This is a genomic window from Neisseria sp. GT4A_CT1 (assembly GCF_000227275.1).
GTDB lineage: Bacteria > Pseudomonadota > Gammaproteobacteria > Burkholderiales > Neisseriaceae > Neisseria.
Genome location: NZ_JH164967.1, coordinates 23719 through 43477 on the forward strand (window position 1 = coordinate 23719; position 19759 = coordinate 43477).

The window sequence follows — 19759 nt, forward strand, 5'->3', positions numbered from 1 at the left end:
ATCGTCTGTCGGTTGATGATGGGTCGTCTGAAACAATGAGGCCGCCTGTATGGTTTGGTGTTGCCAAACTTTTCAGACGACCTTGTATCGTTTACGGCCAATCCGTTTGATAGAATCGGCGTATTTTAGCGCAAATCAATTCAAAAAAATAGGCTTTAAAGAAAGAAAATCAATCACATAGACTTTCTTCAAACAAAGAAAAAAGGAAGCCGTAGCTTCCTTTTCAAATTTTTTTGGATTAAGCAGCCAAAGCAGCTTTGGCTTTCTCAACCAATTGTGCAAAAGCGGCTTTATCGAACACAGCCAGATCAGCCAATACTTTGCGGTCGATTTCGATAGAGGCGCGTTTCAGACCGTTCATAAATTTGCTGTAAGACAGACCGTTTTCACGAGCACCTGCATTGATACGGACAATCCACAATTGACGGAATTGGCGTTTGCGTTGACGACGGTCACGGTATGCGTATTGACCGGCTTTCATTACCGCTTGCTTGGCAACGCGGTATACGTTTTTACGACGACCGCGGTAGCCTTTGGCTAACGCGAAGATTTTTTGGTGACGGGCACGAGCGGTTACACCGCGTTTTACGCGTGGCATATTCTAAACTCCTTAAGCGTAGGGTAACATTTTAGCAACAGAAGCCAAATCGCGATCGTTTACCATAGAGGTACCGCGCAGTTGGCGTTTGTTTTTAGTGGTCTTTTTAGTCAAGATGTGGCGTTTGAACGCATGAGCGCGTTTTACACCGCCGTTACCCAGTACTTTGAAGCGTTTTTTCGCGCTAGACTTGGTTTTCATTTTAGGCATGGGAAAACTCCATTCGTTATTAGATAAGGCATCAGGGGGTTTTAAAACATTGGTTTCAAACACTTGAACCCAAAATGCCACGGTTTTTGCCGCCAATCAAAAGCTTACTCCGAAGCGGCAATCGGAGTAAGCTGAAAATTATAACTTTATTTTTTCTTCGGTGCAATCATCATCACCATTTGACGGCCTTCCATTTTAGGGAAGGATTCGATTTGAGCCACTTCCGCCAAATCCTCTTTCACGCGCTCTAAAAGTTGCGCCCCGAGTTGCTGGTGAGCCATTTCACGCCCGCGGAAACGAAGCGTGACTTTGACTTTATCGCCGTCAGCCAAGAAGCGGTTGATGTTGCGCATTTTGATTTGATAATCGCCTTCATCGGTACCCGGACGGAATTTGATTTCCTTAATTTGTACCTGCTTCTGGTTTTTCTTGGCTTCGTCGCGTTTCTTGGCTTGTTGGTATTTATATTTACCGTAATCCATCAGTTTGCACACAGGCGGTTTGGCAGTAGGGGAAATCTCTACCAAATCCACATCCTGCTCTTCGGCCATGGCCAAAGCTTCACGAACCGATACAACACCAAGCTGTTCGCCTGACTCACTGATTAAACGCACTTCTTTAGCGGTAATTTCGCCATTGATTCGTGCTTCGCGTTCTTGAGCGATGATGAATACTCCTATAAAAATTAATGGTTGACAAGGGCGTCTGAGATTTCTTGCTGCAGTTGTGCAATGAAATCATCCAAATCCAAAGAACCCAAGTCTTCTGCTTTGCGGCGCACGGCCACTTTGTTTTCTTGCTTCTCTTTATCGCCGACAACGATTTGATAAGGGAAGCGGTATTGGCTGTTATCACGGATTTTGTAACCGATTTTTTCGTTACGCAAATCCAGCTCTACACGGAAGCCAGCAACCTGCAATTTGGCAGCCACTTCACGGCAGTAATCTGCTTGATTTTCGGTGATATTCATAATCACCATTTGAACCGGCGCCAACCACAATGGGAAAGAACCTGCATGGTTTTCAATCAAAATACCGATAAATCGTTCCAAAGAACCCAAAATGGCGCGGTGCAACATTACCGGACGGGCGCGGTCATTATTTTCGGTTACATATTCTGCATCCAAGCGTTCCGGCAACACAAAATCCAGCTGCAGCGTACCACACTGCCAAGAACGTCCCAATGCGTCTTTGACGTGATATTCGATTTTAGGTCCGTAGAACGCACCTTCACCCGGCAATTCGTCCCATTCCACGCCGCAAGCAGTCAATGCTTCGCGCAAACCTTGTTCTGCCTTATCCCATACGTCGTCTGAACCGGCGCGCTTCTCAGGACGTAGTGAAAGTTTGACGGACACATCATGGAAACCGAATTGCTTGTAAATACGAACCAGCAATTCATTGAATGCCCGCGCTTCGCTGACGATTTGATCTTCGGTACAGAAAATATGCGCATCGTCTTGTACAAAACCGCGGACACGCATCAGTCCATGTAATGCACCGCTCGGCTCGTTGCGATGGCAAGAACCAAATTCTGCTAAACGCATTGGCAAATCGCGGTACGAGCGCAGACCGTTATTGAAAATCTGAACATGTCCCGGGCAGTTCATCGGTTTAACCGCGTATTCGCGCTTTTCCGAACTGGTTACGAACATATTGTCTTTGTAGTTATCCCAGTGACCGGATTTTTCCCAAAAGGTTTTATCCATGATTTGAGGAGTTTTGACTTCCTTGTAACCGGCGGCATTCAGCTCTTTGCGCATATGCTGCTCAATGGTCTGCCACAAAGCCCAACCTTTGGGATGCCAAAACACCATACCCGGTGCTTCGTCCTGCAAGTGGAACAAATCCAGTTGCTTGCCTAATTTGCGGTGGTCACGTTTTTCTGCTTCTTCAATACGCTGGATATAGGCTTTTAATTCGTCTTTTGTCGCCCAAGCGGTGCCGTAAATACGTTGCAGCATTTCATTATTGCTGTCGCCACGCCAGTATGCACCTGCCAGCTTGGTCAGCTTGAAGTTTTTCAGGAAGCGTGTGTTCGGAACGTGCGGACCGCGGCACATATCAACATATTCCTGATGATGATACATACCCATTGCTTCAACTTCGGGCATATCTTCAATCAGGCGCAGTTTATATTCTTCGCCGCGATCTTGGAAAATTTTGATGGTTTCGGCGCGCGGAGTCATGATTTTGATTACATCATAATCCTGAGCAATCAATTCTTTCATACGCGCTTCGATAGCGGCAACATCCTCAGGCGTAAACGGTTTTTCCGTTGCGATATCGTAATAAAAGCCCTCTTCAATGACGGGGCCGATAACCATTTTTGCATTAGGATAGAGCTGCTTGACTGCGTGACCGACAAGGTGGGCGCAAGAGTGACGGATGATTTCAACGCCTTCTTGGTCTTTCGGGGTAATGATTTGGACGGTTGAATCTTCGGTAATCGGATCGCACGCATCGACCAATTTGCCGTTTACCTTACCCGCCACCGTCGCCTTCGCCAAACCTGCTCCGATAGACGCGGCAATCTGTGCCACGGTAACGGGCGATTCGTATTGGCGGACTGAGCCGTCCGGCAAGGTAATGTTCAACATCAAAAAGCTCCAAAACATTAAAAAATAACGGCATAAATGCCGTTTGGGAAATTTGGTAGGCACGATTGGATTCGAACCAACGACCCCCACCATGTCAAGGTGGTGCTCTAACCAACTGAGCTACGTGCCTGTTTAATAGGGTTCAGATTATAGACGATACTTTGACGCAATGGCAAGCATGAAAACAAGGTTTCAGACGACATTGTCGGAACATTGTGATTTTTTTGAAACATTTTCAACAGTGAACATCTCGATACGAATAAGGTCGTCTGAAATATTCAAACACCGCTATTGCGATGAAAATCCTTTATAATCGCGTTTTTACCTCAATCGTTTGACTGCACGGCGGCTTCGCACGCCGTTTTCTACATTTATAGATACAACCTATGCTCAAATTTACCTTACATAAAAAAGACGGTCATGCCCGACGCGGCACGCTGGAACTGAACCACGGCAAAATCGAAACACCCGTATTCATGCCGGTTGGCACTTACGGCTCGGTTAAGGCAATGAATCCGCAAAACCTGCACGATATCAAGGCACAAATTATTTTGGGCAACACTTACCATTTATGGCTGCGTCCCGGTTTGGAAGTCATCGAACAATTCGGCGGCCTGCACGATTTTATCGGCTGGGACAAACCGATTTTGACCGACTCGGGCGGTTTTCAGGTTTTTTCGCTCTCCGATATGCGCAAACTCACTGAAGAAGGCTGTACCTTCCAAAGCCCGATCAACGGCGACAGACTCTTCCTCTCGCCCGAAATCTCCATGAAAATCCAAACCGTACTCAATTCCGACATTGTGATGCAGTTGGACGAATGCACACCGGGCGAAGCAACGCACGAACAGGCGCAAAAATCCCTGCAAATGAGCCTGCGTTGGGCAGAACGCAGCAAAAAAGCCTTTGAAGATTTGAAGAACCCGAATGCACTGTTCGGCATCGTGCAAGGCGCGATGTATGAGAATTTGCGCGAAGAATCGCTGCGCGGCTTGGAACAATTCGACTTCCCCGGGCTTGCCATCGGCGGGCTGTCTGTCGGCGAACCCAAACCCGAAATGTACCGCATGTTGCGCGCCGTCGGACCGATGTTGCCCGAACATAAACCGCATTACCTGATGGGCGTCGGCACACCCGAAGACCTCGTTTACGGCGTGGCGCACGGCGTGGACATGTTCGACTGCGTCATGCCCACCCGCAATGCGCGCAACGGCTGGCTGTTCACCCGTTTCGGCGATTTGAAAATCAAAAACGCCAAACACAAGCTCGACAAACGCCCGATAGACGAAAGCTGCACCTGCTACGCCTGCCAAAACTTCAGCCGCGCCTACCTGCACCACCTGCACCGCGCCGGCGAAATCTTGGGCGCGCAACTCAACACCATCCACAACCTGCATTTCTACCAAGTCATCATGGCGGAAATGCGCGAAGCCATCGAGCAAGGGAAATTTGCCGATTGGCAGGCGCAATTCCATGAAAACCGCGCTCGCGGGGTGGATTGAGATTGAACCATGTTTATCGAGGTCGTCTGAAAACGTTATATTCAAGTAAACACCGTTTTCAGACGACCTTGCTGTTATAATGCAAACATTAATTTACATTATTTGAGAGTGCGATATGTTTACCCAAGCAGCCCAAGAATTGACCACCGTCCGCGACATCCTGCGTTTCGCCGTCAGCCGTTTCAACGATGCCGGTTTGTTTTTCGGGCATGGCTCGGACAACGCGCACGACGAAGCCGCCTACCTCATCCTGCACACCCTCAACCTACCGCTGGACACGCTGGAACCTTACCTTGACGCCAAGCTGCTGCAAAGCGAGAAAGAAGAAGTGTTGGCAGTACTGGAACGCCGCGCAGTCGAACACATCCCCGCAGCCTACCTCACACATCAGGCATGGCAAGGCGATTTCGATTTTTATGTTGACGAACGCGTTATCGTACCGCGTTCGTTTATTTACGAACTGCTCGGCGACAGCCTTACCCCATGGATAGAACACCCCGAATTGGTTCACCGCGCATTGGATTTGTGTACCGGCAGCGGCTGCCTCGCCATTCAAATGGCACACCACTACCCCGCCGCTGAAATTGACGCCGTCGATTTGAGCTTGGATGCGCTGGAAGTAGCCGCCATCAACATCGAAGATTATGGATTGGAAGAGCGCATCAACCTGATTCACACCGATTTGTTCGAAGGTTTGGAAGGCACATACGACCTGATCGTTTCCAACCCGCCCTATGTCGATGCCGAATCAGTCGATATGCTGCCAGACGAATACCTGCACGAACCCGAACTCGCCTTGGGCAGCGGCGAAGACGGTTTGGACGCCACCCGTCAAATCCTGCTGCACGCCGCCAAATACCTCAATCCCAAAGGCGTATTGTTGGTCGAAATCGGACACAACCGCGACGTATTGGAAGCCGCCTATCCCGAGCTGCCGTTCACTTGGCTGGAAACCAGCGGCGGCGACGGATTCGTATTCTTGCTGACCCGAGAGCAATTGCTGGGATTGGAATAATCCCTTGCTGATTTTGATACGGCCGAAAATCTTCTGCATATAGGTTTTCGGCCGTATTTTCATGATTGTGCTCGCCCCAAACCATTATAGTGGATTAACTTTAAATCAGGACAAGGCGACGAAGCCGCAGACAGTACGGCAAGGCGAGGCAACGCCGTACTGGTTTAAAGTTAATCCACTATATTATTAACGTTGAACATATCCGTTTAATCTGTTTTCAGACGACCTCCCTACACACAAAATCAATATTCCAATCGGAACCATTTCTTATATTTATTGTCTGTATTTAAATAAGCATTCATAAAAATATTATATTTAACCCGCATGACCTGATGGATTATAATGACGAATAACAGCCGGAATATGCTTTATTCAAATATTATCGACTTGACGACTCAACTAAATACCTATTATTTACATCTCCGCCACATCGGAACAACCAGACAATGAACCACTTTTGGACAAACAGCCTGACCGCCTGCATCCTGCTTGGCGCGTCGCTTCAAGCTTCGGCACAAACCCATTCCGTTTATTTCAATCAAAACGGCAAAATTACCGCCACAATGTCATCGGTAGCTTACGTCCGCCAATACACCGTCGAATCCGGCGTAGCGCAAGTGCAGGACTTTTACTATCCGTCCATGAAAAAATATTCCGACCCGTATGAAATACCGGCGGCGCAGATCAAAACCTTCGTTCCCGTCCTCAACAACGGTACTTTGACACTCTGGCATTTCAACGGGCAAAAGAAAATGATCGGCAGCTACCGCAACGGCAAGCCGAACGGCGAATGGACCAACTGGTACCCCAACGGTAAAAAATCGGCAGTCATGCCCTATCTGAACGGCTTGAGCGAAGGCGTCGGCTCACGCTATTACCGCAACGGCACGAAAGAAAGCGAAATCCAGTTCAAACACGACAAGGCAAACGGCTACTGGAAGCAATGGTATCCCAACGGCAGCCCGAAAACCGAAATGACCATGGTCAACGACAAACCGACCGAAATCATGAGTTGGGACGAAAACGGCCGCGCCCTTTCTGAAATTACCATTACCAACGGCAAACGCAACGGCGTTGTCTTGGAATGGTATGACGACGGAGCCAAAAAGTCCGAAACGGTTTACGCCAACGACCAAATAGTGAAAAAGACAAATTGGGATAAAGAAGGTTACGTTATTGAATAACAGAAAAGGGAAACGATATGTTTCCTTTTTTGTTTAAAACATCACTCTCCTTACCGAATCATGCCGGCCTGACAGGGGTCGTCTGAAACCTGCCGTTCCCGATGGCATAGAATTTACATTTAAATATCAACCGCTCCCCTTGTTCCTTTACAGATTTCGTTTAAAATACAACCCAAACAACAACTATTCAAATTACATAAAAATATGCGCTATTACGGTACGATTACACGCTGGAATGACAACCGCCAATTTGGAGCCATCCGCGAAGAAAGCATGGGTACAGAAGTGTTCGCCCCGCTTTCCGCCTTTACCACACTGACACGTCCGCCTGCCGAAGGCCAACGCGTCTCATTCGACATTGTCAAAGGCAGACGCGGACGCGACGAAGCCGAAAATATCTGCTTCTCCCTTGACTGTGTCGATGAATTCGACTTTTTCGACACCGAACCTGAGCCGTATAAAAAAACCTTTTCCAAGCTCTTGCTGATTATCCCCATCATCGCCCTGCTTGCCGCCGGCGGATGGTTCGGCTGGGATTACTGGCAGAAATACCAGCAACAGGCACAAGCGGCAGCGGCCGCACCGCCGAAGACGATGGTGGAAGAAGTTGCAGCCAAAATAAAAGCCGAACGCGAAGAGTGGTTGGATGCGGTCAACAGCCGTGGTCGTACAAATGCTAAACATAAATCTACGGACACCCAAAAATCTGATCACTCCTCTGTCTCTTCAACATCAAAAAACGAATTCAAATGCGATGGTCGTCAATATTGTTCCCAAATGACTTCCTTAAGTGAGGCAGAATTCTTCGTTAAATTCTGTCCGAATACCAAAATGGACGGTGATCATGACGGCATTCCATGTGAAAACGACAGCCGTTGGCATTAACCTATCTCTTCTCTGCGCAAAAGGTCGTCTGAAAACCCAAATCCAAGGTTTTCAGACGACCTTTCACCTTAGCCCTGTTTCAACACCCCAAATTCTTTTAAAATACCGCCTGATTTGAATTTAACCGAAAGACCGATCTTCATGAACCTACATCAAACCGTCGAACGCGAAGCCACCGCCGCCTTTGCCGCCGCAGGCATCGCCGACAGCCCCGTTGTTTTGCAGCCGACCAAAAACGCCGAACACGGCGATTTCCAAATCAACGGCGTGATGGGTGCGGCGAAAAAAGCCAAACAAAATCCGCGCGAATTGGCGCAAAAGGTCGTCGAAGCATTGGCGGACAACGCCGTGATTGAAAGCGCGGAAGTGGCCGGCCCCGGCTTTATCAACCTGCGTCTGCGCCCCGAATTTCTCGCCCAGAACATTCATGCGGCTTTGAATGACACGCGTTTCGGCATAGCGGAAACCGACAAACCGCAAACCGTCGTCATCGACTATTCCTCGCCCAATCTGGCAAAGGAAATGCACGTCGGCCATCTGCGTTCCAGCATCATCGGCGACAGCATTTCGCGCGTATTGGAATTTATGGGCAACACCGTCATCCGCCAAAACCACGTCGGCGACTGGGGTACGCAATTCGGCATGTTGGTTGCTTATTTGGTTGAGCAGCAAAAAGATAATGCCGCGTTTGAGTTGGCGGATTTGGAGCAGTTTTACCGCGCCGCCAAAGTGCGCTTTGACGAAGACCCCGCCTTTGCCGACACCGCGCGCGAATACGTTGTGAAGCTGCAAGGCGGCGATGAAACCGTGTTGGCGTTGTGGAAACAGTTTGTCGATATTTCGCTCTCGCACGCCCAAGCCGTTTACGACACGCTGGGCTTGAAGCTGCGCCCCGAAGACGTGGCGGGCGAATCGAAATACAACGACGATTTGCAGCCCGTGGTCGATGATTTGGTTCAAAAAGGTCTGGCGGTCGAAGACGACGGCGCGAAAGTCGTGTTCTTGGACGAGTTTAAAAACAAAGAAGGCGAACCCGCCGCATTTATCGTGCAAAAACAAGGTGGCGGCTTCCTCTACGCCTCCACCGATTTGGCGTGCCTGCGCTACCGCATAGGTCGTCTGAAAGCCGACCGCCTGCTCTACGTCGTCGACCACCGCCAAGCCCTGCACTTCGAACAACTTTTCACCACTTCCCGCAAAGCAGGCTATCTGCCGGAAGATGCAAAAGCCGAGTTTATCGGCTTCGGCACCATGATGGGCAAAGACGGCAAACCGTTCAAAACGCGCAGCGGCGACACCGTAAAACTGGTTGACCTGCTGACCGAAGCCGTCGAGCGCGCCACCGCTTTGGTGAAAGAAAAAAATCCCGAATTGGGCGCGGACGAAGCCGCTAAAATCGGCAAAACCGTCGGCATCGGCGCAGTCAAATACGCTGATTTGAGCAAAAACCGCACCAGCGATTATGTGTTCGACTGGGACGCCATGCTCTCGTTTGAAGGCAACACCGCCCCCTACCTGCAATACGCCTACACCCGCGTACAGAGCGTATTCCGCAAAGCCGGCGAATGGGATGCAACCGCACCCACCGTTTTGACCGAACCGCTGGAAAAACAGCTTGCCGCCGAGCTTCTGAAATTCGAAGACGTGCTGCAAAGCGTGGCGGACACGGCGTATCCGCACTACCTCGCCGCCTACCTCTACCAAACCGCCACCCTGTTCAGCCGCTTCTACGAAGCCTGCCCGATACTCAAAGCCGAAGGCGCAACCCGCAACAGCCGCCTGCAACTGGCGAAGCTCACCGGCGACACGCTGAAACAAGGCTTGGATTTGCTGGGCATTGATGTGTTGGACGTGATGTAAGGCATTTTCCATAAGCCAAGGTCGTCTGAAAACGGATTTTCAGACGACCTTTTTCTCTTCTTTGCCCCTTACGCTATACTGTCGGAAATATTTTCAATTCCGACAATTCTTTATGCCCGATTTCCTCCCCGTCCCGCCAGCCGAACTGTGGCAGGCGACGCTTGAACACCTCCGCCTCTCCCTGATTGCCCTGCTTTGCGCCGTTGCGCTGGCCGTGCCGCTCGCCGTGTGGCTGGCGGACAAACGGCGTTGGGCGGAAGGCGTTTTGCAGGTAACCAATATCCTGCAAACTATCCCGTCCCTCGCGCTGCTCGGCTTGCTGATTCCCTTTGTCGGCATCGGTTCGCCGCCGGTTTTGATTGCGCTGACGCTCTACGCCCTGTTGCCGATTTTTCAGAACACCTATCTCGGTTTGAGCCAAATCGACCCCGCCATCAAAGAAGCGCACACCGCGTTCGGCTTGTCCCGATGGCAGGCGTTGTGGCGCATTGAATTGCCGATGGCGCTGCCCGCCATGATTTCCGGCATCCGTACCGCGTCCGTATTGATTATCGGCACGGCAACACTCGCCGCGCTTATCGGCGCAGGCGGCTTGGGCAACCTGATTTTGCTCGGCATCGACCGCAACAACATGGCGATGACGTTTACCGGCGCGCTGCTGTCCGCCCTGCTCGCCGTATTGGTCAGCGGCGGCATCGGCATACTGCAAAAATCGAAACACAAAATGCCGATTACCGCCGCCCTGCTTGCCATCCTTATCGCCATTGGTTTGGCACCAATTTTTCAAACGAACCCATCCGCACAAAAAATCACCATCGCAGGCAAGCTCGGCAGCGAACCCGACATTCTCATCAATATGTACAAACAGTTGATTGAAGAAAATAATCCGCGCGCGCAAGTGATGCTCAAACCCAATTTCGGCAAAACTTCATTCCTGTTCAACGCATTAAACAGCAGCGAAATCGACATCTACCCCGAATTTACCGGTACCGTCCTCGAAAGTCTGGTCAAAGTCCCTGCCGAACAGCAAAACCGCCGCCTTTCTCCCGAACAGACCTACCAAACCGCCAAAGACCTGCTCGCCCGACAACACCGGCTGACATTTCTGCCGCCGATGGCATACCAAAACACCTACGCCCTCGCCGTCAGCCAGGACTACGCCGCCGCGCACAACCTGCACAAAATATCCGACCTCAAACGCGTGCAAAACCAAATCCGCGCCGGTTTTACCCTCGAATTTACCGACCGCGCCGACGGCTACAAAGGTTTGCAACAACACGGTATACAATTTAGCCACCTCTCGACGCTCGAACCCGCCCTGCGCTACACCGCCCTCCTAAACGGCAAAATCGACCTCGTCGAGGCCTATTCCACCGACAGCGACCTCAAACAATACCGCCTCGCCGTCCTTTCAGACGACATCGCCCTTTTTCCCTCCTACCAAGGCGCGCCGCTGATGAAAACCGAGTTTGCCGAACAGCATCCCGACATCGTGAACGCATTGAACAAACTGGCAGGCAGAATCAGCGAAGCCGAAATGACCGAAATGAACTACCGCGTGAAAGTGGGCGGAGAAAAACCGGCGGACGTAGCGCGGGATTATTTACAGAAAAACGGTTTGATAAACGATAAGGGCAAATGATTCAGGTCGTCTGAAAAACGGTTTTCATTTTGTTGAAACAGATTTTCAGACGACCTCTCAAGTTGCAACACGCTCCCGATTAGACTATAGTGGGTTCTCGATCAACATAAACATCAAGGAAATAAACCATGAGCGGTAAATTAGACCAAATCAGCGGTAATGTAAAAGAGAAAGCCGGAGAACTCTTAGACGATCCCAAACTCCAAGCAGAAGGCGTGATCCAACAAGGCATCGGCAAAGTCAAAGAAGTTGCCGCCGACATTGAGGAAAAAGCAAGCGACGTATTGAAAAAAGGCAAAGAAGAAGCAGAACATCTGGTTAGCGAGGCAAAAGAAAAAGCCGAAAACCTGATTGACGACATCAAAAGCAAGTTCTAATCCCCTCTTGTCTTAAACTATGTCAAAAGGCCGTTTGAAACACGATTTCAGACGGCCTTTATTTCAGACAGCGCAGCCACCCTAAAATTGCCTGTTCACCACAATCAAGCTTTCAGACGACCCCGCCGGATAAGTTGGACAGATGAATCCAATGTTTTAACGGCCTTGTCGAATCCCGACTCAAGATACGCATCGCTCAACCCTCAACAGGAGAAGCACCATGCCTTCCGCCAAGCTCATCCAAAAGCTCAAACCCGCCTTACAAAACCCGCTTCCGCCCGAACAAGACGGCATCTTGTTGTGCCTCGACTCCGACAACGTAACGGGCGACAACGCCAAATACATGAACATGTACAACCGCCTCGCCCGTTGGTACGATTTCGGCGAACGCTGGATAGCCCGCCTCAGATACGGCAACAGCATCAACGAGACACGGCGCAGCCTGATGGACGAACTGGAATGGCGGCAGGATTGCACCGCGCTCTACGTCTCCATCGGCACAGGTACCGATTTAAACCACCTGCCCGCCGACATCGACCCCGCCGCGCTGGATTTAACCGGCGCTGACCTATCGCTCGGCATGTTGGAACGCTGCCGCAACGTATGGCGGAAAAAAGCGGCAGGCTTGGATTTGGTACACTGCAACGCCGAAGACTTACCCTTTGCCGACAATATGTTCGACGTCGTATTCCATGTGGGCGGCATCAATTTTTTCAGCGACAAGCAAAGAGCCATCAACGAAATGCTGCGCGTCGCCAAGCCCGGCACCAAAATCATGATTGCAGACGAAACCACCGACTTCATCCAACAACAATACAAAAAAAGCCTATTCACGCGGAACTACTTCCAAGACACCGATTTCGATCTGACACAAATCGAAAACTGCATCCCCGAAACCGTGCAGGAAAAGAAAACGCGGCTGCTGTGGAACAACCGCTTTTACTGCATTACCTTCCGCAAACCTGTTTGATACAGCCGCCGCATTTGCTTTTTCAGACGACCTCGAAATCTGAAAAGGTCGTCTGAAAAATAAAAAGCAGCCTGCACTCGTTACAAAAAAGTGCAGGCTGCTTTTACGCTCTCAGGTAGCCTTTCAGACGACCTTAATGCAGATTTGCTTTAAAGAACTGCTCAAACTTATCAAACGGAATCTTGCCTCGGGTGTTGTCATACAAATCCGTGTGGTTCGCACCCGGCACGATGTATAGCTCTTTGTTTTTGCTGCCCAGAGATTTGAACGCGTCTTCGCTGAAGTAGCGTGAGTGTGCTTTTTCACCGTGTACAATTAAAGCGGGGGTGCGCAATTCGCCGGCACGTTGCAGGATGGGCATATTGATGAACGCCAGCGGCACGGTGGTCGCCCAAGAACCTTGCGGATTGGAGTTTACCGCGCGGGGATGGAAGCCGCGTTTGGTGCGGTAGAAATCGGCGTATTCGGCGATAAATTTCGGCGTGTCGGCGGTAATGTCTTTGGGGTCAAGATTGTTGGCGGGCGCAAGAGTGGCGTAACCGTTTTGCGCTGCTTCCCAGCGGCCGTTGTTCAGTTGTACTTTCGTTTGGTAGCGCGCTTCGGCATCCATTTGCGGCTGGGCGCGGTCGTAGCCGCCTTGTGCGTTCTGCTTCATGTTGATTTCGTAGCCGTTGGCCATCACGCGGGTCATGTCGTACATGGTGCTGGTGGCGACGGCTTTGATGCGGGTATCGCCCACAGCGGCGTTCAACGCCATGCCGCCCCAACCGCAAATGCCCAAGATGCCTATTTGTTCGCGGTTCACGAAGTTTTGCAGGCCGAGGAAATCAACGGCAGCGGAAAAGTCTTCGGTATTGATTTCGGGCGATGCGATATTGCGCGGCTCGCCGCCCGATTCGCCGGTGAACGAACCGTCAAATGCCAAGGTTACAAAACCGCGTTCTGCCATCGCTTGGGCATATAGACCGCTGGATTGCTCCTTCACCGCACCGAACGCACCGGCTACCGCAATTGCGGGCAGTTTCTGGCCTGAACGGATGTTTTTCGGCACATACAAATCGCCAACCAATGTGATGCCGTAGCGGTTTTTGAATGTTACTTTGTGGTGTTCCACTTTATTGGACTGGGGGAAAATTTTGTCCCATTCTTGGGTAAGCTGCATAGTTTGAACTCCTTTCATCGGGGTAATGGACACATCTGCCAGCGCAGAGCCGGACAAAGTCAATGCAACGGCGGCTGCGGCAGCAGTTTTCAGGAATGATTTTTTAACTTGATTTTTCATGGGGTTGCTCTGTGATTTGTTTATCGAATGAGTGCATTATAGGGATGGACTGTTTGGCAAACAATGAATAAAATCTGAATTGTTAATTCTAGAATATGGAACAATTAAGGTGCAGGCTGCCTGAAAAGGTTTTCAGACGACCTGAACCAATCTCTTGAAATCAAAATGGACAAACTTAACGCCCTAAAATACTTCTGCTCCGCCGCCGAGACCCTGCAATTCCGCGAAACCGCGCTGCGCCTGTCCGTTTCGCCGCAGGTGGTAACGCGCGTGATTGCCGAATTGGAACAACACCTCGGCGAACAGCTTTTTACCCGCAACACACGCAATATCCACCTGACCGAGTTTGGCGCAGCCTTCCTGCCGCGCGCCCAGCAGCTCCTTGCCGACAGCGAAAACCTGTTTTCTGCCGCCAAAGAAAAAGACGAGATACGCGGCATCGTCCGCATTACCGTACCGCAGTGGAACGATAACGGCCGCATACTCGCCCGCCTGCTGGAAAAATGCGCCGACTATCCCGAACTTTATATCGATTGGCGCAGCAACGACGCCAAACTTAACGCGGTGGAAAACCAACTCGACATCGGCATCCGCATCGGGACACAGGCAGAAGATTTGATGATTGTCCGCAAAATCTGCGACACCACCGACAAAATCGTCGCCTCCCCCGCCTATCTCGCCCGCCACGGCACGCCGCAAAACCTAGACGAATTAACCGGCCGTTTCCCCGCATCGTCGCTCATTAACGCCAACACCAACCGCCCGTGGGGCTGGCCGCTCAACGCAGAAATGCACGTTTTTCCAAAAAACATCCGTTTCATCACAGACGACCCTGCCAACGAACTCGCCGCCGCACTGGCAGGCAGCGTTGCCGCCTATATCCCGGAACATCTGTGCCTAATCCACCTGCAAAACGGCGAACTGCTAGAACTCTTTCCCGAAATCCCGCGCCGCTCGTGGCAACTCTACATCTACCGCCCGCAACGCACAGTAACTTCCGGGCGCGTATTAAAGGTGTTCGACTGGCTGACGGAGGTGTTGCGGGAAATGTATGATAAAGAGGCTGCCTGATAACCAAGAAGGCTCAAGCGACATTTATAGTGGATTAACTTTAAACCAGTACGGCGTTGCCTCGCCTTAGCTCAAAGAGAACGATTCTCTAAGGTGCTGAAGCACCAAGTGAATCGGTTCCGTACTATCTGTACTGTCTGCGGCTTCGTCGCCTTGTCCTGATTTAAAGTTAATCCACTATATTGTCTGTTTCCGCTTACTTTCAGGTCGTCTGAAAGCCGAATTTATAAACTCAAACATCAGCATATCCCTACCTGATACGGCTCATGCTGAAACCCGATACTTCAGACAGATTTAACGTCTTTATCGGGCCTCAACCCAAGCTGCGCTTACCGATTTGAATCGGCTATACTACCGCCTTTCCTTAAAACACACATCACAATATGAGTACCAAAAAATTTCCCGTCCCCCTCAGCTATTTCAGCATGCCGTTGGGGCTTTTCGCGCTCGGTTTGTCGTGGCGTTACGGCGCGCATATCGGGCTTTTGCCGACTTGGGCTGCGGAAACGCTGTTAGCTGCCGCCTTTGCGCTTTGGCTGCTGCTGGTCATTGCCTACATCATCAAAATCCGTTTTTTCCGCCCCGAATTTTTGCAGGATTTGCAGGATTTGGTGCAATGCTGTTTCATCAGTGCGATTCCGATTACCACGATGCTGGCGGGTTTGGCAGCCTCACCCTATCAAACGCTACTGGCAAAAGGGTTGATTTTGCTGGGAACGGCGGGACAGTTAGCATTTGCCATGTACCGTGCAGGCGGCTTGTGGCGCGGCGTCCATACCCTTGATGCCACCACGCCGATTGTTTACCTGCCCACCGTTGCCACCAATTTTGTCAGCGCGACCGCAATGGCGGCATTGGGTTTATCGGATTACGCTTGGCTGTTTTTGGGCGCGGGACTGTTTTCATGGCTTAGCTTGGAAGCCGCCATATTGAGCCGTTTGCGCACCGGTACACCCGTCAACGCCCCTGTGCGCGGTATTGTCGGCATTCAACTTGCGCCCGCTTTTGTCGGCTGTGGCACCTATTTTGCCGTATCGGGCGGGCACATCGATACCTTCTCGCTGCTTTTAATCGGCTACGGCTGCCTGCAATTCCTGTTGCTGCTGCGCCTTCTGCCTTGGATGCTGGAACAGGGTTTCAGCCCCAGCTTTTGGGGTTTCTCATTCGGTTTGGCGGCAATGACAGGCTGCGGCTTCCATTTGATCGCCGAACAGCGTTTACTGTTTTTAGGCTATTTCCTCGCCACCGCAGGCTCCGGCTTGGTGATGTTACTGTTGCTGGCGACTTTGAATTTAGCGAGACAGGGACGGTTGTGGGTGAAATGAAAAATCGTGCGGCTTAAAGGCGTGATAAAACGAACATGGCCTTAGGTCGTCTGAAAACTATAGTGGATTAAATTTAAATCAGGACAAGGCGACGAAGCCGCAGACAGTACAGATAGTACGGCAAGGCGAGGTAACGCCGTACTGGTTTAAAGTTAATCCACTATACATTTGAGAATTCAAACCGATGAAGATAAACCCTGAAAACGGCAGCATCACCCTACCGGACGGCAACATTATTGGCGCACTCACCACGCTTGATGACTGGATTGCATCCTTCCCAAAATCCAGCCCGAATCATCTGCAAGCGGGAATAACCTTTTTCAGTTTGTCATTTACCAAACAGTCCGAACAATACACCCTTACCGTCCAATTCGAGCAGCAACGGCTGGAGCGCTTATCCATATTCTTCTGCCCGATAGGCGAGGACAATAGCTGGGCAGCATGGTCGGAGAAGCACGAATTGCAACGTAGAAAACAGTTTGATCGATGGCTGGATAAACAACTGGGCGATGCCCCTTGTTCCATTAAAGCATCGTTATCCGGCAAATGCCGTCAATTCACCTGGGGCAATGCGGGCGCGTATTACCACAATAAAGACGGCAGTACGATGATTGTCATCAGTTATCGCTGAACGCCTTACAAAGGACACCCCATGCACTACCGATCGCTAACCGCCGCGCTGGAACAATACAGCGGCAGCCTGACCCACCATCCCACCTCCCCAAACAGCCTTGCCCTGCATATCGACCGTCAAACGCAAGGTCGTCTGAAACTCCACACACCCGACGGTATCAGCCTCAGCCTGACTTACAACGATGAACCCGTGTTCTGGTCGTTCTTCAGCCACGATTTATACGACGTTTACCTCATCCGCAGCTACGCCGAAAGCTGGCAGACATACCAGCCCGTCGGGCACATCGGCAGCCGCGTAAACGAACACATCGCCCGCCAACCCGCCGCAAAGCGAGGCCTGTTTTGGAACAAATATTTCATCGAACAACTCGCCACCCACAACGCAGGGCTGCTCGGCATCGGCGAATGGCACTTCGACTACCGCCCCGCCCAACCCCTGCCGCCGCAATGGGGCGAATGCTGGCACGACACCGCCGTAGGGCAGCCTGAAACCGACGAAAACTACGCCCAATGGCTGTTTTCAGGCAGCCGTTTCGACGCGCTGGACAACAATTTTTATACCCAAGCCGAACGCTTCATTGCCCTGAAAATCCACCACGCCGAAGACGGCCGTCTGAAATATTGGCGCAAACGTGCACGGCAAAACCAACTACCGCCCGTCTTGGTGTACGAACTCACCGCCCTGTCCGACCGCTGGCTGATTTTAGACGGACACCTGCGCCTCGCTGCCGCGCTTACCGAAGGGCAACTGCTGCCCCTGATTACCATCCAAGCTACCACCGCCCGACACAGCCCCCAAACCGTCGCTGAACACGAAACCGCAAAAACCGCCGCCCTGTCGCAATACGAAAAAATTGCCCGACAAACCGACCACAATCCCCAAGCCCTAAACGCCGTCAGCCAACACATCGTCCAAGCTTTCGATACCCGCCCCTACCTGCTGCACACCACCCGCGCCGCCGCCGACATCGCCCCGAAAACCTGGCTGCAACAATTGCAAACCTACGCCGCACAACACGGTTTCGCCGAAGAATTTGAACGCGTTTGGACAACGGAATCATGGCCAATGAAACGGGTTGCTGCTTTTCAGGTCGTCTGAAAAGGTCAGGTTGTTTTAAACTTTTCAGACGACCTCAACAGGTAAACCCTTCCCACCCTGACCCACACCAATAATTTCCACCTAATTTTCCCCACATACAATCCCCACAAACGGCGCAGACCGCTTCATATTCCCATCCGTAAGGACCACTACCATGAAAAACATTAAATTTACCTTAGCCATATTTTTCGGCGGCATATTCGCTTTATGGCTGCTTGCTACATCATTTCCAGACCAGTGGGGCGTATTTCCCGTACGCAACCTATTGCTACAACTAACCGGCACCATCAGCATACTGGCCATGAGTGCCTGCCTGATACTTGCCGTGCGCCCCAAAATACTGGAAACCCCGCTTGGCGGGCTGGACAAAATGTACCGCCTGCATAAATGGCTCGGCATCATTGCCCTTTCAGGCAGCATCCTGCATTGGACCTGCAAACAATTCCCCAAATGGCTTATCGAACTTGGTCTGATTGACGGAAAACGTCCGCCACGCCCGCCGATGCAGGAAATATTGACGTTAAAAGATTGGCTGGCTACCCAACGCCACTTTGCCGAAGAAGTTGGCGAAATTGCTTTTTATGTCGCCCTCGTCCTGCTTGTCGCCGCCCTCATCAAACGTATACCCTACCGCTGGTTTGCCAAACTCCACATACTTATCGTCCCCGTTTATCTCGCGCTCGTGTGGCACACCATCGTACTGGCAAATTTTGCCTATTGGTCGCAACCGCTGGGATGGCTGCTCATCGCAGCCTTACTTGCAGGCATCGCCTGCTCGCTGATTGCCCTGTTCAAGCGCATCGGCAATCCGCAAAACGCCACCGTATCCTCCCTAAATCAAAACGGCAACCTACTTTCCCTGACCCTGAATGCCCCAAAATGGCAAGGACACCGCGCAGGACAATTCCTCTTTTTACGCGCACACGGAGAAAGCCACCCCTTTACCATCGCCTCCGACTGGCAGCCTGATAACCAACAGCTCACGCTCGTGATCAAAGACTTGGGCGACTACACCCGCCGCCTGCCGCAGCGCCTGAATATCGGCGACACCGTGCAAATCGACGGCGCATACGGACGATTCGACTTTTCCGATGGACAAGCGCAAATCTGGGTCAGCAACGGTATCGGTTTTACCCCATTTCTCGCACGACTCAATGAACTGGCCAAACAGCCCGCCACCCAGCCGACAGACTGGTTCCATGCCGATAGAAACCTGCCTGCCGAAACATTAGCCCACTGGCAAAATTTAGCGCAACAAGCCAATGTCAATTTCCACTATATCCCTTCCGAAACCCAAAGGCTCAGCGCCGAACATATCGGTCAAACCGTCCGCGATAGCGCAAACCGCAGCCTGTGGCTCTGCGGCAGCCGCAATTTCACTCGCAGCATCTCAGGCAGCCTGAAAACGCGGTCGCAACATTTGGAATTCTTCGAATTCCGCTAAACAGTTGCAAATATAGGGCAGCGTGAAATACAGCCCTAACCTAGCCCAAACAAAATAGTCCAC

General features: G+C 51.2%; 18 protein-coding genes, 1 tRNA gene and 1 pseudogene. 14 read left to right on the forward strand and 6 right to left on the reverse strand.

All coding sequences use genetic code 11. The features are described from left to right. Positions 1 to 238: 238 nt before the first annotated feature. From rplT to HMPREF1028_RS06895, 5 genes are all read right to left on the reverse strand, one after another. Positions 239 to 598, reverse strand: a complete 360-nt coding sequence (rplT, locus tag HMPREF1028_RS06875; protein WP_002214103.1) for a 50S ribosomal protein L20 — start codon at positions 596 to 598, stop codon at positions 239 to 241. A gap of 12 nt (positions 599 to 610) precedes the next feature. Further along, entirely contained in the window at positions 611 to 808 is a 198-nt protein-coding gene (gene rpmI / locus HMPREF1028_RS06880) for a 50S ribosomal protein L35 (RefSeq protein WP_002232040.1), read from the reverse strand. Between the two features lie 146 nt (positions 809 to 954). After that, positions 955 to 1476 (reverse strand): translation initiation factor IF-3, encoded by a 522-nt coding sequence (infC, locus tag HMPREF1028_RS06885; RefSeq protein WP_074895063.1) that lies wholly within the window; start codon positions 1474 to 1476, stop codon positions 955 to 957. Positions 1477 to 1493: 17 nt separating this feature from the next. Beyond that, complete coding sequence (gene thrS / locus HMPREF1028_RS06890) at positions 1494 to 3407, reverse strand: threonine--tRNA ligase (RefSeq protein ID WP_009312109.1); 1914 nt, start codon at positions 3405 to 3407, stop codon at positions 1494 to 1496. 53 nt (positions 3408 to 3460) lie between these two features. Further along, positions 3461 to 3537: transfer RNA gene (locus tag HMPREF1028_RS06895), tRNA-Val, on the reverse strand. A 256-nt stretch (positions 3538 to 3793) separates the two neighbouring features. Between HMPREF1028_RS06895 and tgt the strand changes: the two genes are divergently transcribed. From tgt to HMPREF1028_RS06935, 8 genes are all read left to right on the forward strand, one after another. Continuing rightward, positions 3794 to 4909 (forward strand): tRNA guanosine(34) transglycosylase Tgt, encoded by a 1116-nt coding sequence (gene tgt / locus HMPREF1028_RS06900; RefSeq protein ID WP_009312110.1) that lies wholly within the window; start codon positions 3794 to 3796, stop codon positions 4907 to 4909. 115 nt (positions 4910 to 5024) lie between these two features. Continuing rightward, a complete protein-coding gene (gene prmB / locus HMPREF1028_RS06905) occupies positions 5025 to 5924 on the forward strand; it encodes a 50S ribosomal protein L3 N(5)-glutamine methyltransferase (protein WP_009312111.1) in 900 nt (299 codons plus the stop codon). Positions 5925 to 6370: 446 nt separating this feature from the next. Next, positions 6371 to 7108 carry a toxin-antitoxin system YwqK family antitoxin gene (locus tag HMPREF1028_RS06910; protein WP_003757777.1) on the forward strand — a complete coding sequence of 246 codons (738 nt, stop codon included), beginning with the start codon at positions 6371 to 6373 and terminating at the stop codon, positions 7106 to 7108. A 204-nt stretch (positions 7109 to 7312) separates the two neighbouring features. Next, entirely contained in the window at positions 7313 to 7993 is a 681-nt protein-coding gene (locus HMPREF1028_RS06915; RefSeq protein WP_003757775.1) for an excalibur calcium-binding domain-containing protein, read from the forward strand. Positions 7994 to 8134: 141 nt separating this feature from the next. Next, complete coding sequence (gene argS / locus HMPREF1028_RS06920) at positions 8135 to 9853, forward strand: arginine--tRNA ligase (protein ID WP_009312112.1); 1719 nt, start codon at positions 8135 to 8137, stop codon at positions 9851 to 9853. A 112-nt stretch (positions 9854 to 9965) separates the two neighbouring features. Next, a complete protein-coding gene (locus HMPREF1028_RS06925; protein WP_009312113.1) occupies positions 9966 to 11495 on the forward strand; it encodes an ABC transporter permease/substrate-binding protein in 1530 nt (509 codons plus the stop codon). Between the two features lie 128 nt (positions 11496 to 11623). After that, positions 11624 to 11872 carry a CsbD family protein gene (locus tag HMPREF1028_RS06930; RefSeq protein ID WP_009312114.1) on the forward strand — a complete coding sequence of 83 codons (249 nt, stop codon included), beginning with the start codon at positions 11624 to 11626 and terminating at the stop codon, positions 11870 to 11872. Between the two features lie 220 nt (positions 11873 to 12092). Beyond that, positions 12093 to 12842, forward strand: a complete 750-nt coding sequence (locus HMPREF1028_RS06935; RefSeq protein ID WP_009312115.1) for a class I SAM-dependent methyltransferase — start codon at positions 12093 to 12095, stop codon at positions 12840 to 12842. A gap of 133 nt (positions 12843 to 12975) precedes the next feature. Here HMPREF1028_RS06935 and HMPREF1028_RS06940 read toward each other — a convergent pair whose 3' ends face one another. Then, positions 12976 to 14124 carry an alpha/beta hydrolase gene (locus HMPREF1028_RS06940; protein WP_009312116.1) on the reverse strand — a complete coding sequence of 383 codons (1149 nt, stop codon included), beginning with the start codon at positions 14122 to 14124 and terminating at the stop codon, positions 12976 to 12978. A 165-nt stretch (positions 14125 to 14289) separates the two neighbouring features. Here HMPREF1028_RS06940 and HMPREF1028_RS06945 point away from each other — a divergent pair, with 165 nt between their 5' ends. The 6 genes and pseudogenes from HMPREF1028_RS06945 to HMPREF1028_RS06965 all read left to right on the forward strand — a co-directional run bounded on the left by HMPREF1028_RS06945 (position 14290) and on the right by HMPREF1028_RS06965 (position 19696). Further along, positions 14290 to 15195, forward strand: coding sequence for a LysR family transcriptional regulator (locus HMPREF1028_RS06945; RefSeq protein ID WP_009312117.1), 906 nt, complete (start codon positions 14290 to 14292; stop codon positions 15193 to 15195). A 383-nt stretch (positions 15196 to 15578) separates the two neighbouring features. Further along, a complete protein-coding gene (gene tehA, locus HMPREF1028_RS06950; protein WP_009312118.1) occupies positions 15579 to 16520 on the forward strand; it encodes a dicarboxylate transporter/tellurite-resistance protein TehA in 942 nt (313 codons plus the stop codon). A gap of 58 nt (positions 16521 to 16578) precedes the next feature. Beyond that, positions 16579 to 16689, forward strand: a pseudogene (locus HMPREF1028_RS14685) (IS5/IS1182 family transposase); the annotation flags it as partial. Positions 16690 to 16704: 15 nt separating this feature from the next. Continuing rightward, positions 16705 to 17151, forward strand: coding sequence for a hypothetical protein (locus tag HMPREF1028_RS06955; RefSeq protein ID WP_009312119.1), 447 nt, complete (start codon positions 16705 to 16707; stop codon positions 17149 to 17151). A gap of 21 nt (positions 17152 to 17172) precedes the next feature. Continuing rightward, on the forward strand, positions 17173 to 18252 hold the full coding sequence (locus HMPREF1028_RS06960) for a hypothetical protein (protein WP_009312120.1): 1080 nt from the start codon (positions 17173 to 17175) through the stop codon (positions 18250 to 18252). Between the two features lie 154 nt (positions 18253 to 18406). Further along, a complete protein-coding gene (locus HMPREF1028_RS06965) occupies positions 18407 to 19696 on the forward strand; it encodes a ferric reductase-like transmembrane domain-containing protein (RefSeq protein WP_009312121.1) in 1290 nt (429 codons plus the stop codon). Positions 19697 to 19759 lie beyond the last annotated feature (63 nt).